The 14873-nt window shown below is 32.3% G+C and carries 11 protein-coding genes; all 11 read left to right on the top strand.

The features are described 5' to 3' along the window. Nucleotides 1–2: 2 nt before the first annotated feature. Nucleotides 3–1721 (top strand): ABC transporter ATP-binding protein/permease, encoded by a 1719-nt coding sequence (locus JOD41_RS00915; protein WP_205051202.1) that lies wholly within the window; start codon nucleotides 3–5, stop codon nucleotides 1719–1721. Further along, a complete protein-coding gene (locus tag JOD41_RS00910; RefSeq protein WP_205051201.1) occupies nucleotides 1705–3363 on the top strand; it encodes an ABC transporter ATP-binding protein in 1659 nt (552 codons plus the stop codon). Before JOD41_RS00915 ends, JOD41_RS00910 begins: the two co-directional genes overlap by 17 nt. 4 nt (nucleotides 3364–3367) lie before the next feature. Next, complete coding sequence (locus JOD41_RS00905) at nucleotides 3368–4201, top strand: hypothetical protein (RefSeq protein WP_205051200.1); 834 nt, start codon at nucleotides 3368–3370, stop codon at nucleotides 4199–4201. Nucleotides 4202–4422: 221 nt separating this feature from the next. After that, nucleotides 4423–5904 (top strand): NEAT domain-containing protein, encoded by a 1482-nt coding sequence (locus JOD41_RS00900; RefSeq protein WP_205051199.1) that lies wholly within the window; start codon nucleotides 4423–4425, stop codon nucleotides 5902–5904. Then, on the top strand, nucleotides 5885–6847 hold the full coding sequence (locus JOD41_RS00895) for a heme-binding Shp domain-containing protein (protein WP_205051198.1): 963 nt from the start codon (nucleotides 5885–5887) through the stop codon (nucleotides 6845–6847). Before JOD41_RS00900 ends, JOD41_RS00895 begins: the two co-directional genes overlap by 20 nt. Next, nucleotides 6840–7760, top strand: coding sequence for a heme ABC transporter substrate-binding protein IsdE (gene isdE / locus JOD41_RS00890; protein WP_205051197.1), 921 nt, complete (start codon nucleotides 6840–6842; stop codon nucleotides 7758–7760). Before JOD41_RS00895 ends, isdE begins: the two co-directional genes overlap by 8 nt. After that, on the top strand, nucleotides 7747–8736 hold the full coding sequence (locus JOD41_RS00885; RefSeq protein WP_205051196.1) for a FecCD family ABC transporter permease: 990 nt from the start codon (nucleotides 7747–7749) through the stop codon (nucleotides 8734–8736). The genes isdE and JOD41_RS00885 overlap by 14 nt, the downstream gene beginning before the upstream one ends. Next, entirely contained in the window at nucleotides 8726–9487 is a 762-nt protein-coding gene (locus JOD41_RS00880) for an ABC transporter ATP-binding protein (protein WP_205051195.1), read from the top strand. Before JOD41_RS00885 ends, JOD41_RS00880 begins: the two co-directional genes overlap by 11 nt. Before the next feature lie 9 nt (nucleotides 9488–9496). Further along, the gene (locus tag JOD41_RS00875; protein WP_205051194.1) at nucleotides 9497–10006 is read left to right on the top strand and encodes a flavodoxin family protein; all 510 of its coding nucleotides are present in this window, start codon (nucleotides 9497–9499) and stop codon (nucleotides 10004–10006) included. A 98-nt stretch (nucleotides 10007–10104) separates the two neighbouring features. Next, a complete protein-coding gene (locus JOD41_RS00870) occupies nucleotides 10105–10713 on the top strand; it encodes a hypothetical protein (protein ID WP_205051193.1) in 609 nt (202 codons plus the stop codon). Nucleotides 10714–10838: 125 nt separating this feature from the next. After that, nucleotides 10839–14822, top strand: coding sequence for an S-layer homology domain-containing protein (locus JOD41_RS00865; protein ID WP_205051192.1), 3984 nt, complete (start codon nucleotides 10839–10841; stop codon nucleotides 14820–14822). Nucleotides 14823–14873 lie beyond the last annotated feature (51 nt).

Below are 14873 nucleotides of genomic sequence, written 5' to 3'. Positions count from 1 at the left end.
AAATGTTTAACAAGAAATTATTCAATGAGTTAAAGAGTGAGAAGATACAAATCTTAAAGCTTTTACTTATAAAAATTTTACAAATGGCCACTAATGTTGCCCTGATTTTTTTAATAGGTAAGTCAATAGAAAGTATAATTAATTCAAATTTTAGTGGGAGCAAATTTATTTTCTTTATGCTCTTAATAATTGGACTAAATATTTTCTTAATAAAGATAGAAGCAAGTATATCTTATAAGGCTTCCTATAGGATTAAAAATACCCTGAGAGAAAGACTAATGAAAAAAGTTTTTTCTTTTAAGATGGAGTATGGCAGCAAAGTTTCTATTTCAGAAGTTATAAATTTGGGTGTAGAGGGGATAGAGCAACTCAACTTATTTTACTCTGCTCTCTTGCCACAACTTCTATTCGCCTTAATAGGTCCTGTAATTTTATTTTTCATACTTTCATTTTTAAATTTTAAAATTGCAATAGTAATGCTTTTATTAATACCACTAATACCTATTGCCATAATGATGGTGCAAAAACTTGCAAAAAAAGTTGTAAAAACTTATTGGAAATCATATACAAATCTGTCAGAAGTTTTTATAGACTTCCTATATGGCTTAACAAGTTTAGAAGTTTTTAATGCAGATGAAGACTACAATGACCTACTAAATGAAAAGGCAGAGGACTTTAGGGTCAAAACCATGAAGCTTCTCATGATGCAGCTTAATAATATCACAGTCCTAGATTTAGTTTCTTATGCAGGATCAGCTTTGGGAATAATTTTATCCATCTATTATTATTCTAAGGGTCAGCTTTCAATCTTTGCAGCCTTTTCTTTTATACTCTTGAGTCAAGAATTTTTCTTGCCCTTGAGACGGCTAGGAGCACTTTTTCATGTTGCGATGAATGGAATTACAGCAGCCAATTCTCTTTTTGAAATTTTAGAAATAGAAAGTATAGAGGATTTTGAAGATGTAATAAAGGACGAAAAGGTGGATATAGAAATAAGAAATTTAAATTTTTCTTACGGAGAAAAAGAAATTTTAAAAAACTTAAATATGAAGATTAAGGCTAACAAAATCACAGCCATAGTAGGTGAAAGTGGTTGTGGAAAGTCTACTCTTGCGAAATTAGTTGGAGGTATTAAAAGAAAATATGATGGAGAAATACTTTACAAGGGTTTAAGTGAAATTTCAAATGATTCTTTAAACGAAAACATAATGTTAGTAGACAATAATCCTTACTTTTTTAAGGAAAGTCTTAGGTATAATCTTAAAATTGCAAATAAAAATGCAGACGATGATAAGTTAATAGAAGTTTTGGAAGAAGTTGGTCTTTATTCCTACTTTAAAAATATAGGTTGCTTAGATAGTAAGTTAGAAAGTGCTGGTAACAACCTATCAGGTGGGCAAAAACAAAGACTTGCAATAGGAAGGGTTCTTTTGAAAGAACCAAAGATTTTAATTTTAGATGAGTCCATTTCAAATATAGATAAGGAATCCGAAGATCTAATTCTAAATCTTATACAAAAATTAAAAGAAAAAATGACCATAATTCTCATTACTCATAGGCTCAACACAGTTCTTCAGGCAGACTATATATACTATCTTGACAATAAGAAGGTTGCTGAAGAAGGAAGTTTTGAAGAAATAAGTAAGGGAAAATTATTTTCTGGTATTTATAAATACCAAAGAGAATTAGAAATGTGGGGTTTAAATGAAAAAATTAATTGAATATAAAAATTTAATAGGAAAACTCCTATCTCTTGTAGGTACTTTGAAGTTACAAATGTTATTTGCCATCTTTTTTGGCGCAAGTGGACACATATTTGCGACTTTATTGCCCTCAATAGGTTTGCTATATCTAAGTAAGCTATTATTAGGTCAAAATATAAATATAAAATTAGTAATTGGAGTTTTATTCACTTTAGCTATACTAAGGGCTTTTTTTAAGTATTTAGAACAGCTTTTAAACCACTATATAGCCTTCAAAATTTTAGCAATATTAAGAGATAAAATCTTCAAAAAACTAAGATCCTTGGGACCAGCCAAGATGAATGGAAAAAACAAGGGAGAATTAATTTCTATAATCACATCAGATATAGAGCTACTAGAGGTATTTTATGCACATACAATTTCTCCTGTTTGTATAGCTCTTGCTCACACCTTATTTTTCTTCGTAATCTTGTGGAAATTTAATCCAATTTATTCTTGGATACTTCTAGTTTTTCACTTAACATTAGCTATAATTATCCCAATTATTACTGAAAAATCTGCTGGAGAAATTGGGCGAAGGCAGAGGAAGAATTTATCGACTTTAAATTCTCTAATCCTGGAAAGTTTTAAGGGAATAAAAGAAATTATTAATTTTTCGTATTTTGATGATAGGTATAAAGAGATTGAATTTGAAGCAAACAAGCTAAACAGGTCTACCAAGATTCTTACAGAAAAGTCATCTAATAACTTTGCTCTCACATCTTTTACAATAATACTTGCAGATTTAATTTTTACAATGGTGGCATTCAAGCTTTATAATGAGTCAATCCTTGACCTAAGTGGATTATTATTTCCCTTGGGAGTTTTCATTTCTTCTTTTGGACCCACAAGTGCCCTTTCATCTCTTGCAAATAATTTAGTCTTGACCTTTGCTTGTGGCAAGAGAGTCATGGAACTTTTAGAAGAAAATCCCCTTACACCGATAAATTACGAGGGAGAAGAAATTGATTATGAAAATATATGTCTTGAGAAAGTGAATTTTTCTTATGATGAAACAAAACTCATTAATGATTTTAACTTTAAAGCTCAGTTAAATGAGATAATAGGTCTTAAAGGGAAAAGTGGTTGTGGCAAGTCGACCTTAATAAAATTAATGATGAGATTTTACGATCCAAAGAGTGGTAAGATTTGCCTAAATGAAAAAAACATAAAAGACTTGAATACATTAAATTTAAGAGAGAACATTTCTTACTTAAGTCAAGAAACCCATTTATTTAGAGGAAGCATTAGAGATAACTTGAAAATTGCAAAAAAAGATGCAAGTGAAGATGAATTAATAGAAGCTTGCAAGAAGGCAAATATTTATGATTTCATAATGACACTTGATAAGAAGTTGGACACAGAGATAGTAAAGGAAAATAATGAAATCTCCACTGGACAAGCTCAAAGGCTGGCTTTAGCAAGAATCTTTTTAAGAAAATCAAAGCTATATCTACTTGATGAACCAACGGCTAACATAGATGCATTAAACGAAGGGATAATTTTAAAGTCCCTATATAATGAGAGAAAAAATAAAAATATTATAATTTCATCTCACCGTGATAGTTCTCTTAGGATTTGTGACAGAATAGTAGAAGTAAAGAGAGAAATGGAGTCATAATTCAATGATAAATTTGGATATAACAAAAATACAAATTGAATATTTATTATTTATAAAAAATCATGAAGGAAGGAAGACCATCACAGAAGCAAGTCAATTCTTTAGTTGTTCTCGGCCTAACTCAAAAAAAATTCTAGATAAAATGATTCTTACAGGCATTCTATACAAAGACGATAATGAGTATAAGTTGACAAAAATAGGACAGGAGCTTTCAGAATTTTATAATGAAAATTTTGAAAAGAATTTTTTTGTAATACAAAAATTTTTGGGTATTGACGATAATCTTGCTAAAAGTATCAGCCTTGAAATGTTGTCAAAGAGACTTATTCCTTACCAAGAGGCACTAGAAAAAAGATACAAAAGTATGATTTTAGCTAAAGATATTCAGGGGAGAGAGAAGGTCCAAGATATTTCCCAATATTTAGAAAAGGGAAGGCATGAAATTAATTTTTCAATAAAAAAAATTTCTGAAGATAGCAAAAACTCCTTTGTAGATAATTCAATGGCACTTATGGGCTTTGATGATCACGCATATTTAATAATTGGAGAAGAATCCTATATAGAACTTTCGACTAAGACCATAAAGAAGGCTTATCAAGGTTACATTAAAAAAGCAATTGCTACAAAGCTATTTTATTTTGATGATGGAGAAGAAATAGAAATAAATTCTAAGGACAGGATTTTTAAGATTCCTCTTAATTTAATTGATTACTGGTCAACATCAGATGGAATAATTTTAGAAGCATCCTTGATTTTAAAAATTAAATCTCAAATGGGAATAACAATTCATGAAAAAAAAGCAAATTTTTTATTCATAGTTAACCTTTGTTTAAGTTAAATACTTAAATTTTTACACCGTAAAATAGATAAAAAGATTTTAAACTCTAGTCAAAGACTAGGGTTTATTTTTATTACAAAAATTAAAATAATATATTTATAAAATTTTTTCTGCAAGTAAATCAGAGTTAACAAAAATTCCGTGAATTTATTATAGTTTATTTTATTGATAAGTAATATCATTACCTGAGTAATATAAATTGATAACAAGGGGTCTTTATAATGAAAAATAAAAAAATTTACATATCTCTAGTATTTTTATTATCTTTACTATTCTTAACAAATTTTGTATTTGCGGACAATGAAAGCACACCAGAGAAAGAAGAAATAAATTTAGAAGATGGCTACTATGAAATTCCAATTAAGTTATGGCATGCCATAGAAGAAAAGCCTAGTATGGGCAACAAGGCCCTTATACAAAGAGCCGAGATAGAAGTAGATAATAAAGAAGCAAATTTATACATAGGATCAGACAAGATGGAATATATGTCCATAACAGCGTCCTTAGTAAATATATATTTCCAAAAGGAAGATGGAATTTATCACAGGGCAGAAGCAGGTTGCTATGACCTAGAAGTACCTAAGGAAGAGGACAAAAGGCCAAGAGTATTTAAGACAAACTTAATTAATATGGATGAAATGACAAAGGTTTATGTAGATCCAAAGGTAGAGCCCATGGGTGACGAACCAATAAGGGCGAGAATAAAATTAGACTTTGACAAAATAAAAAAAATAAATGAAAGTGAAGCAACTTTAATAAAGAAGTTTAAAGAAGGACCAAAGAAGCCAGAATTTAATTCAAAGGAAGCTGGAGAAGTCCAAAATAAAAACTTGATAGTCAACTACGGACCAGACACCTTTGAAGAAGAGTTTTATTTTTATGGCAATAAGTTATCTGGGAAAGAAGCAGAAGACTACACTAAGGACTTTGATAAGTTAGATCAAGTGAATGTTTTTAAGATTGAGTTTTTAGGGTCCCTAGATGAAATAACAGGCAAGGAAGAAAGCATTCAAGCAAAGAGAAAAAAGATTTACGCAAATAAAGAATTTGATTTAAAATTACCTCTTTTAAAATTCAAAGGACAAGACAAATTAAGTCTTTATGAAGTAAATAATGGAGAAAAAAAGAAGATAAATTACAAAGTCAATGGAGACTACATTGAATTTAAAACAAAAGATTCAGCAAACTTCATACTTGTAAAAAGTGCTAGTGCACGTGTGCAAGTAAATAAAACCTTAGATAATAAAAATTTGCCTACACTAAGCAATATAAGCACAAACACTAGTAGTTCAAAGGAAGAAAAAGCAAAGGCCTTTATGGCGACAGTTAAAAAACCACAGAATCAAAAAATATCAAGCTCTTCAGATTCCTCATCCCCTATGCCAGTAGAAGGACCACAAGTTAGTTCAACAACACAAAACACAAGCCCACCTTCTATAGGATCACTACAAAATAAAATTACAAGTCAAGAAAACAAGGGATCATCCTCCAATCAAAATAAAGATAAAGAGAATGGGATTGAGGGACAAGAAATCGAAGAAAAAGAATCAAAGGGCATTATTATTTTAATACTCCTAATATTTATAGGATTAAATGCAATAGCCTTTGTTGTAATTCGAAAAAATTTGCAAGAAGTAAAAGATATGAAAGATGAAATGATGTTTTTAGGAGGGCTAAAAGATAATGAAAAAAATAATAAATAGCCTTTGCCTTATGGCTCTCATTTTTACAAGTCTAATAAATGTTACCTATGCCTATTCACAAGAAATAGCAAAGACAACGCCATACTATATCCATCCAGTTACAGGAGTCATAGAAGACCCAGGTAACAATCCAGGCATAGGACAGGGTATGACAGAAAATGTAGTATGTCCACAAGCTTTGGTAGAAACAACAGATGATGGAAGAATATTTTTGTCAGTCCGTTATAACCTAGCCAACTATATAAAAAATGAAACCTTCGCAGTCCAAAATTATGGCGACAATAGTTTCTATTCTGTACCAGCAGAAGTTACAGGAAAGACAGCAGAAACACGAGATTACAGATTTGAGATACCAAGCAAAAATGTAATCGTAAGGGCAACATTTTTTGTAGGGCCCATGGGAAGGGATGTAATATTTTACTACACAATATCAGATCTGGTTAATGGTAACACTGACTTTGCAACCCTTCAAAATAGTTCATCAAGAAATACTAATAAACAAGAAGTAGCAGCGGAAGCCCCCCAGGCACAAGTAAACATTCCTAAAACAAATACAAAGAACAATACACCTAACCTAAGCAACTTAAAACCACTAGACAATGATGAACAAGTTGGAGAAGTTTTACAAGCTCCTAACCAAGGAGAAGTAATAGAGCAAAAACCTGTCAACTCAAAATTTTCTGCTGGTGACTTGGGTTATGACCATGGACTTTTGACAAAGGATTCTCCAATAATTAAAAAATTATATTATTCAGATGACCAAGATGAAAAAGGAACACAAAAGACAAAATTAGGCAAAATAACTTTAGCTTTTATTTATGGCTTAATAGGACTCTTTGTAATATTAACAGGAGGATTTATCATACTAGCCCTCCTATCATATAACTACAAGAAAAAAGTAGAAGATGAATTAGAAGAAAAAAGGAGAAACATCTATGAATAGAATAAAAAAGATTCTAGCCATACTTCTAGCAAGTCTATTATTAACATCTTGCGTGAGTCAAAAATCTGGTAAGAAAGCAAATAATGGCGAGCTGAGAATAGCAGCAACATCAATGGCAACAGTTTATATAATGGAAAAATTAAACATAGACCTAGTTGCAGTACCAGACTCAAAGATCGATCCAATGCCAGAACGATATAAGGATGTCCCTAAGGTAGGAATGGCAATGACACCAGACATAGAAAAATTAAAGCAAATAAATCCAGACTATGTATTCTCACCAGTGTCTTTAATTTCAGACCTACTTCCAAAATACAAGGCAGCAGACCTTGACTATGGATTTTTGAACCTAAACAACACAGATGGAATGTATAAGTCAATAGAGGATCTTGGAAAATTACTTAACAGAAAAAAAGAAGCAAAAGACTTAATTGATGATTACAAAAAATTCATAGACGACTATAAAGAAAAACACAAGGACAAAAAAGCACCTAGAGTATTAATCTTAATGGGTTTGCCAGGGTCCTATGTAGTAGCAACAGAAAACTCCTATGCAGGAAGCCTTGTAAAACTTGCAGGGGCAGAAAATGTATATGAAGGGACAAACCAACAATTCATAACAATAAACACAGAAGATATGTTGAAAAAAGACCCAGACATGATACTTAGAACAGCCCATGCCCTACCAGATCAAGTAATGGCAATGTTTAAAAAAGACTTTGCAGAAAATGACATTTGGAAACACTTTAGGGCAGTTAAGAAAGGCAGGGTCTACGACCTTGACTACAAAAAGTTTGGCATGAGTGCGAAATTCAACTACAAGGAAGCCTTAAATGACTTAGACAAACTCTTCTATGGAAAAGATTCAAATGAAGTAGGAAATACAGGTGATAAGACAAATGAAAAAAAATAAAATCATCCTAGTTTACATCATATCAATCCTAGTCCTAATAGGACTCATCCTCTATTCAGCAAAAACAGGCTCCATAGAAATGACCTTTGGCAAATTATTAAGAGGCTTGTTCATAGAATATGATCCCGACGTAGCGACAATATATGACCTTAGGTTTCCAAGAATAATAATATCCATACTAGCTGGGGCGGCTCTTGCAACATCAGGAGTTCTCCTACAAGCAGTAATGCAAAACCCCCTAACAGATCCAGGCATAATAGGCATATCATCAGCAGCTAGTCTATCAGCAAGCCTTGTAATGATATTATTCCCTGGTCTATATGCCTTTAGCCCACTTTTTTCAGTTGTGGGAGGACTCCTAGCCTACCTCTTAATATATTCCCTAGCCTGGAATGGAGGATCCAACCCAATAAAATTAATCCTCGTAGGTGTGGCACTCAACATGACCCTAATGGGAGTAAACGAAGGAATAAAATCCATGATGGGGGGCAACCTCACAAACGTTCAATCAATAATCGAAGGCAATGTAGCACAAAAAACATGGGCAGATGTAAAAATTATGGCAATTTACGGAATCCTATTTCTAATAATAGCACTCTTCACAATAAGGACAGCAAACCTACTTCAACTGGAAGACCAAACAGCACAAGCCTTGGGAGTTAATGTAAATCGAGATAGGTTTATCCTAGCCTTAATAGGAATAATACTAGCATCAGTATCCACAGCCATAGTTGGTGTAATAGGATTCTTAGGCCTAGTAGTGCCACACATAGGAAGGATAATTCTTGGATCAAACCACAAGAACCTAATACCCTATTCCATGATACTAGGAGCAATAACCCTCCTCCTATCAGACACCTTGGGAAGAGTGATAGCCTACCCTTACGAAATAAAACCATCAGTAGTAATGACAGTAGTGGGTGGAATATTTTTTATAGGCCTATTAAAGCTAGGAGGGAAAAATTATGGAAATTAATCACTTATTTTTCTCCTATGGGAAAAGCATGGTCATAAAAGACTTAAATCTAAAAATAGAAAAAAATAAAATCACAACCCTCCTAGGTGCCAATGGTTGCGGCAAGTCAACTCTTTTAAAACTAATAACTAGAGTGGAAAAACCAAAAATGGGTTTTATAAGTCTTGATGGCAAAAACATAAAAAATATAGAGAGAAAAGAATTTGCAAAAAAAGTTGCCATAGTTAGACAAAAAAATCAAATAGCAGGCGACATTAAAGTTGAAGAACTTGTTGCCTATGGAAGAAATCCCTATGTTGGCTTTATGCAAAAGCCAAGCAAAGAAGACAAAAACAAAATAAACGAGGCAATAGAAGTTTGTGGCTTAGAAGAAATAAGAAAAGAGAGAGTCAATTCCCTATCAGGTGGACAAGTCCAAAGGGCGTGGATAGCCATGGCGATTGCACAAGATAGCGAGATACTTCTCTTAGACGAACCCACAACCTACTTAGATATCAAATACCAAATAGAAATTTTAAAACTAATAAAAAATTTGAATATAAATCTAGGAAAGACAATAATCATGGTCCTTCATGACATCAATCAGTCCCTAGAGTATTCGGACACCATAGTAGGAATGATGAAGGGGAAAATCGAATTTCAAGGAAAGGCAAGCCAAGTCTTGACAGGAGAAAATATAAGTAAGATCTACGACACAAAACTAAAAATAATAGATATAGAAAATAAAAAATATGTATTTGCAGAAGACTAAGGAGGAAAAGTGAAAGGACTAATAATTTATTCATCAAAGACGGGAAACACCAAGAGAATGGCAGAAAAAATTTATGAAGTCTTAAAAGATGAACACCAGATGACGATAAAAGACATAAGAGATGCACCTGAAGTAGAACAATTTGACTTCATACTTTTGGGTGCCTGGATTGATAGAGGGACCTTAGAGACCAAGACACTAAAATTCTTAAAGACTATAGAAAATAAAAAGCTTGGCTTATTTGCGACCTTGGGAGCAATGCCAGACTCAGAACATGGAAGGAAGGTGATAAAAAACTTAGAAGACCTATTAAAAGATAGGGACTCCTTGGGACAATACATATGCCCAGGCCTAGTTGATCCCAAGATGATAGAAAAATTAAGAGGAATTACAGGACTAGTAGTTCCAAAAACGATAAAAGAAAAAATGATAGAAACAAGTTTAAAATCGAGGGTAGCAACGGAAGAAGAACTAGAAGCAGCAGCAAATTACTTCTTTGAAAAATTAATTAATTTATAAAAATTAGTGGGTGGTTGGGTGGGATTAGGAAAGTACGTTTATAACCTTATAAGGATTAGTTATGAAAAAATAAATAATATAAAGAAAGGATAAATAATATGAAATATTTAAAGAAAATTAGTTTATTACTATTAGTATTAATGATGTTAGTTCCAACTTTTACATTTGCTCAAGAAATGAATCTAGAATCCATAAAGGAGCAAATTAAAGAAACTATAGACTATTCTGATTCAGAACTGTATGGATTTAAATATTCTGATAGATCCGTAAGGACGGTTGCTGATTTTGCAATTTATCACAGAAAAGAAGCAAAACTTTCTATGGCTGATGATGCATTCAATAAAGATTTATCAAAAGTTGAAGATAAGGGCGACAGCTACGAAATAACTTTATATACAAAACCAGTTAGTAAAGAAATACTTGGTAAGGTATATGAAGCAGATTGTACTGGCATTACACCTGTAATAGATGGAGAAGAAATTGCAGTAGAAGCCTTTGGTTCAAAAAAAGCTGTTCATAATAAAAATAAAAATGTGCCTGAAGGTTTTAAATTCACTATATTAAAGGATGACCTAGAAGAAGAAAAAGTCGGAGAATATAATAAATATTTTAAAATTAAATTTACAACTAATTTAGCTGACTCCGGATTTTTAGGTAAAATCGGTGCAGCTATGATGAATCCAAATGCAAGATTTTTTGTAAAATAAATTATTATAAATAACTAATCCTTGAAAATTTACAATTCAAAAGATGTTTATTGTGAATAGTAATAGATGTATAGCGAATAGACCTATACATCTATTAACTATATAAAAAAAGAAAGGAAAATAAATTGAAAAAAAGTATAAATTTTATTTTATTTTTGCTGGTATTTTTATTCGCAAATGGGTCTAATGTATTAGCAGCAGAACATTCTGCTATAATTCCAATTACTGGAGATGAGAGAGCTCACTTTGAAATCCATCCAGTAGTATATAAAAGATGGGCTGAAGGAAAAGACGAATCTACCGATGAAACGGCAACTCATCCCCCATTTGATGAAAATAGATTAAATATGTCAGGCAAAAAAATATCTGATAATGATCAAAACTTTAAAGAATTTAGAGAAAAACATAAAAAAGAAGCAGCTGTTAATAAAGCGGATGATCCTCAGTGGAATGCCTATGAATTAGACTTAAATCAAGATGTCGGGTGTTCCTATTATGGTAATTTTGGTATAAATAGTTCTGGAATAGATGACGGAAGTATGTATAACATTTGGCCTGAACAAGTTGAAATGTATTTATCATCCTTCGATGAATCCACTAATTCATGGAGTGAACCTAAGAAATTAAATAAAAAAAGAAGTTATGACGAACAAGGGAAAGGATTTTACGTAATACAGGATTATAAATCAAGCCATGATGGAAGGAAATATTTAATAGATCTTAGCCTCCAACCGGTAGATTATCAGAGTAGGACACATGACAAGTTTAGGATATATATATTTCAAGGCTGGCCTAAGCCAATACCCAGCGGTTTACTTCCTGGAACATACAGCATTCCTTTATCCATAAGATATTCAAATTCGCCAGGAAAATATTCAATGGCAGATGGTGCAGTAGAAGATAACGGAGAACTAATTGTTGGGCAAGATGGTTCTATTAAGTTGAGAATAAAATTTAAGCCAATGACATTGAGCGACCCTGCTTATACAGGAGGAAAACCTATTACAGGACATCTCATGAAATTGTGGACTTATAATTCAGTAGATGATTTTGACCAATATATGAAAGCTCCTACAGTTTTTACAGCAAAGGAAATAGCTTTAGATAATCCACAATTCTTAAAGAAATATTTTTCAGAGAATGTAGGTGGTATTGAATTATCTTTTCCAGAAATTTATGAAATACCATTAAAATATGAAGATGGTTCGACAAATTATGAATCTCAAAAACTTTTTAAAGTAAAGGTTGATGCGATGGGTAATTCTTTACAAAATTTCAATCTTCTAATGAGATGGGAAGATATGAAATTGGAAAAGTTAGATTTGCAAAGTGGTAAATATAAAGCTTTGCCAATAATAAGTTTGCCGGCAAATCAAGCTATGCTTGATGCTTTATGGGATAAGGAAAATAACAAGATAAAATACACGAGAGAGCAATACAATGATGAATTAATCCAGGGAAATTATAATAAGCTTGAATTTAATCCAGGAGAAGGCATTATACCAATATACGATTTGGAAATAAGAAATAATAAAGCTGATATTACCGTGTATTGGGCTGAGCAATACAAAAAAGGAACTAAACTTATAGAGACTGGATTAGTAAAAATTGATGATTCTAAACCAATCCAATACAAATCATCTGATGGAAGTATAAAAGATGTAGAAGTATTAGATAGCAAGGATTTTACCGTTACAAATGAAAAAAACACTTATAAAAATAGAATAACAAAGATAAATCTGAAAGATGTGCCTCTATTAATTAATGGTGAAGACAAAACAATAGGATTAATTAATGCTAGGTTTATAAGGGTAGAAGAAGGTAAAAAAAGAATAAAATTAAGTCCCGGTAAAAATGATGATCCTATTGAAGATATGTTTAGTATTCCAAATTATGATATAGGGAAAAAAGTATTAGAAGAAAAAATAGTAGAAATCAATAAAGATAGCTTAAATCAAGCAATAGAGGATGCTAAAAGCATAAAAAAAGGAAGACATTCAGAGGAGGATTTTAAAAAACTTAGTAAAGCTATTGAAGTCGCAGAAAATGTTGCAAAAAATGAAAAACAAGATCAAAGCAAGATAAATGAAGCACTAAAGAATTTGAACGAGGCTGTAGAAGTTTTTACTAATTCAAAAATTGAAAATCAAAATAAAGAAGAATTAGAAGTGCCTGTTATGCTATGGCATGGTTACCAAAACAATGCATCTATGGGTAATGGCGCCCTAGTGCAAAAGGCAAAAATCACAGAAGAAAATGGCAAGACTTATATGACAATAAAATTAAAGGGTCTTGATTTTATGGGTATGCGTGGCCATTTATTACAATTCTGGACATACAAAGAAAATGATTTTAAGTCTGAAAAAATAGAATCTACAATAATTGAGAATAAAAGAGATAAGGGACTAGGAAATGAAGAAAAAGAATTTCCATCTTTATTCAAATTTGAAATAGATCCTAAGTTTAAAACTCAAGATGGAGAAATTTATTGCCGTGTAAGTGTAGATGCTATGGCTAAACTAGGTGGAGCTGAACAAAATGCAAAATTGAAAATAACAGGGTCTAAAGCAAAAGAATGGACTGGATGGGGAGATGACAACCAATCTAATCCAAGCAATCCAAGTAATCCAAGTAACCCAAGCACACCAGGATATTCCTTCCAAAACTTAGCTATAGAAAGATCTGCACTAGGATCTGCAATGGCAAGTGCAAGTGCATCTATGAGTAAGGGAGCTGACTCCAACTTAGTAGCAGCTATGGCAAGGGCAGGTGCAATTGCTAATAACCCATACGCATCAAGAGAAGAAATATTAAGTGCTACACAAGCCCTAAATAATGCAATTATTAACAATAAGGGTAGTATGAATAACCAAAACAATAATAGTTCTTGGGGAAATAACAACCAAGCTTGGGGCAATAACAACCAAGGCTGGGGCAATAACTATGGATGGGGAAATAACAATTCTTCATGGGGAAGTTATGGCAACAAAAACCAAGGTTGGAATAACAACTCATCATGGGGAGTTTATAACAATAACCAAAACAATCAAAACAACAATCAAAACAACCAAAGTAATAAAAACAATGGACCAGTAACAATCCAATATGAAGTACCTGTAGAAGTTCTTCATGCTTATCAAGATGGATATTCTATGGCAAATGGAGCAATAAACCACACAGCAAGAGTAGAGGAAAGAAACGGTCAATTCAGGTATAGCGTTCAATTTAATCCTCTTGAAAGAGAATTTAATGGACAAAAACTTGTTGGAAATTTAACTCATCTATTTATTCATGATGGTAATAAATATTTAGCAGAACAATCATCTGGAAATGTATGGTCATGGGTTATGAATGGCAAATATAACAAGGTAAATGTCAGCGTTAAAGTTGATGTAATGGATCAAATTGCCGTAAACGAACAAAAGGCAATCCTATCCTTTAATTGGAACAATGCAAGAGAAGTAGGTAGAGTTGGCGGAAACAACAATAACCAAAACCAACAAAATCAAAATCAACAAAATCAACAAAAGCAAGCACCACAAGTAGCACAAAATAACAATGCATCAAATAACTTTACAGATACAAGTGGCCACTGGGCTAAGACTGCAATTGATTATGTTGTAAGCAAGGGATACTTTGCAGGCCTAAGCAATACAGAATTTGGTCCTAACAAGTCTATAACAAGAGGACAATTTGTAAGTGTTCTAGGAAGAATGTTAAATGTCAATGTAAATGACTACAAGGATCAAAACTTTAAAGATGTTAAGTCAGGAATGTATTACAGTCCATACATCACATGGGCAAATAAAGTTGGAATAGTATCAGGCGTAGGTCAAGGAAACTTTGCACCTGATAAAGAACTAACAAGAGAAGAAATGGCTGTAATGATGACTAAGTTCTTGAAGGTCTCAGGCAAGAATCTCAATGCTAAAGGCAATACTAATGGCTTCAAAGATGAAGAAAAGATTCAAGGCTGGGCTAAGGATTCTGTAAAGGAAATGGCAAGACTTGGAGTAGTAAGTGGTATGGGCGATGGCAACTTTGCTCCTAAGTCACCGTTTACTAGGGCACAAGTTGCACAAGTTCTTTATAACATTGATCACAATTAAGCTTAAAAATTTAAAGGGACTTTTAAATTAAGAGTCCCTTTATATAAAAAT

It is taken from the genome of Peptoniphilus gorbachii (genome assembly GCF_016908115.1).
In the GTDB taxonomy this organism is placed as follows: domain Bacteria; phylum Bacillota; class Clostridia; order Tissierellales; family Peptoniphilaceae; genus Peptoniphilus_A; species Peptoniphilus_A gorbachii.
Note: the sequence above shows the minus strand (reverse complement) of the source record. Positions and strands in the feature narration are given on the sequence as shown.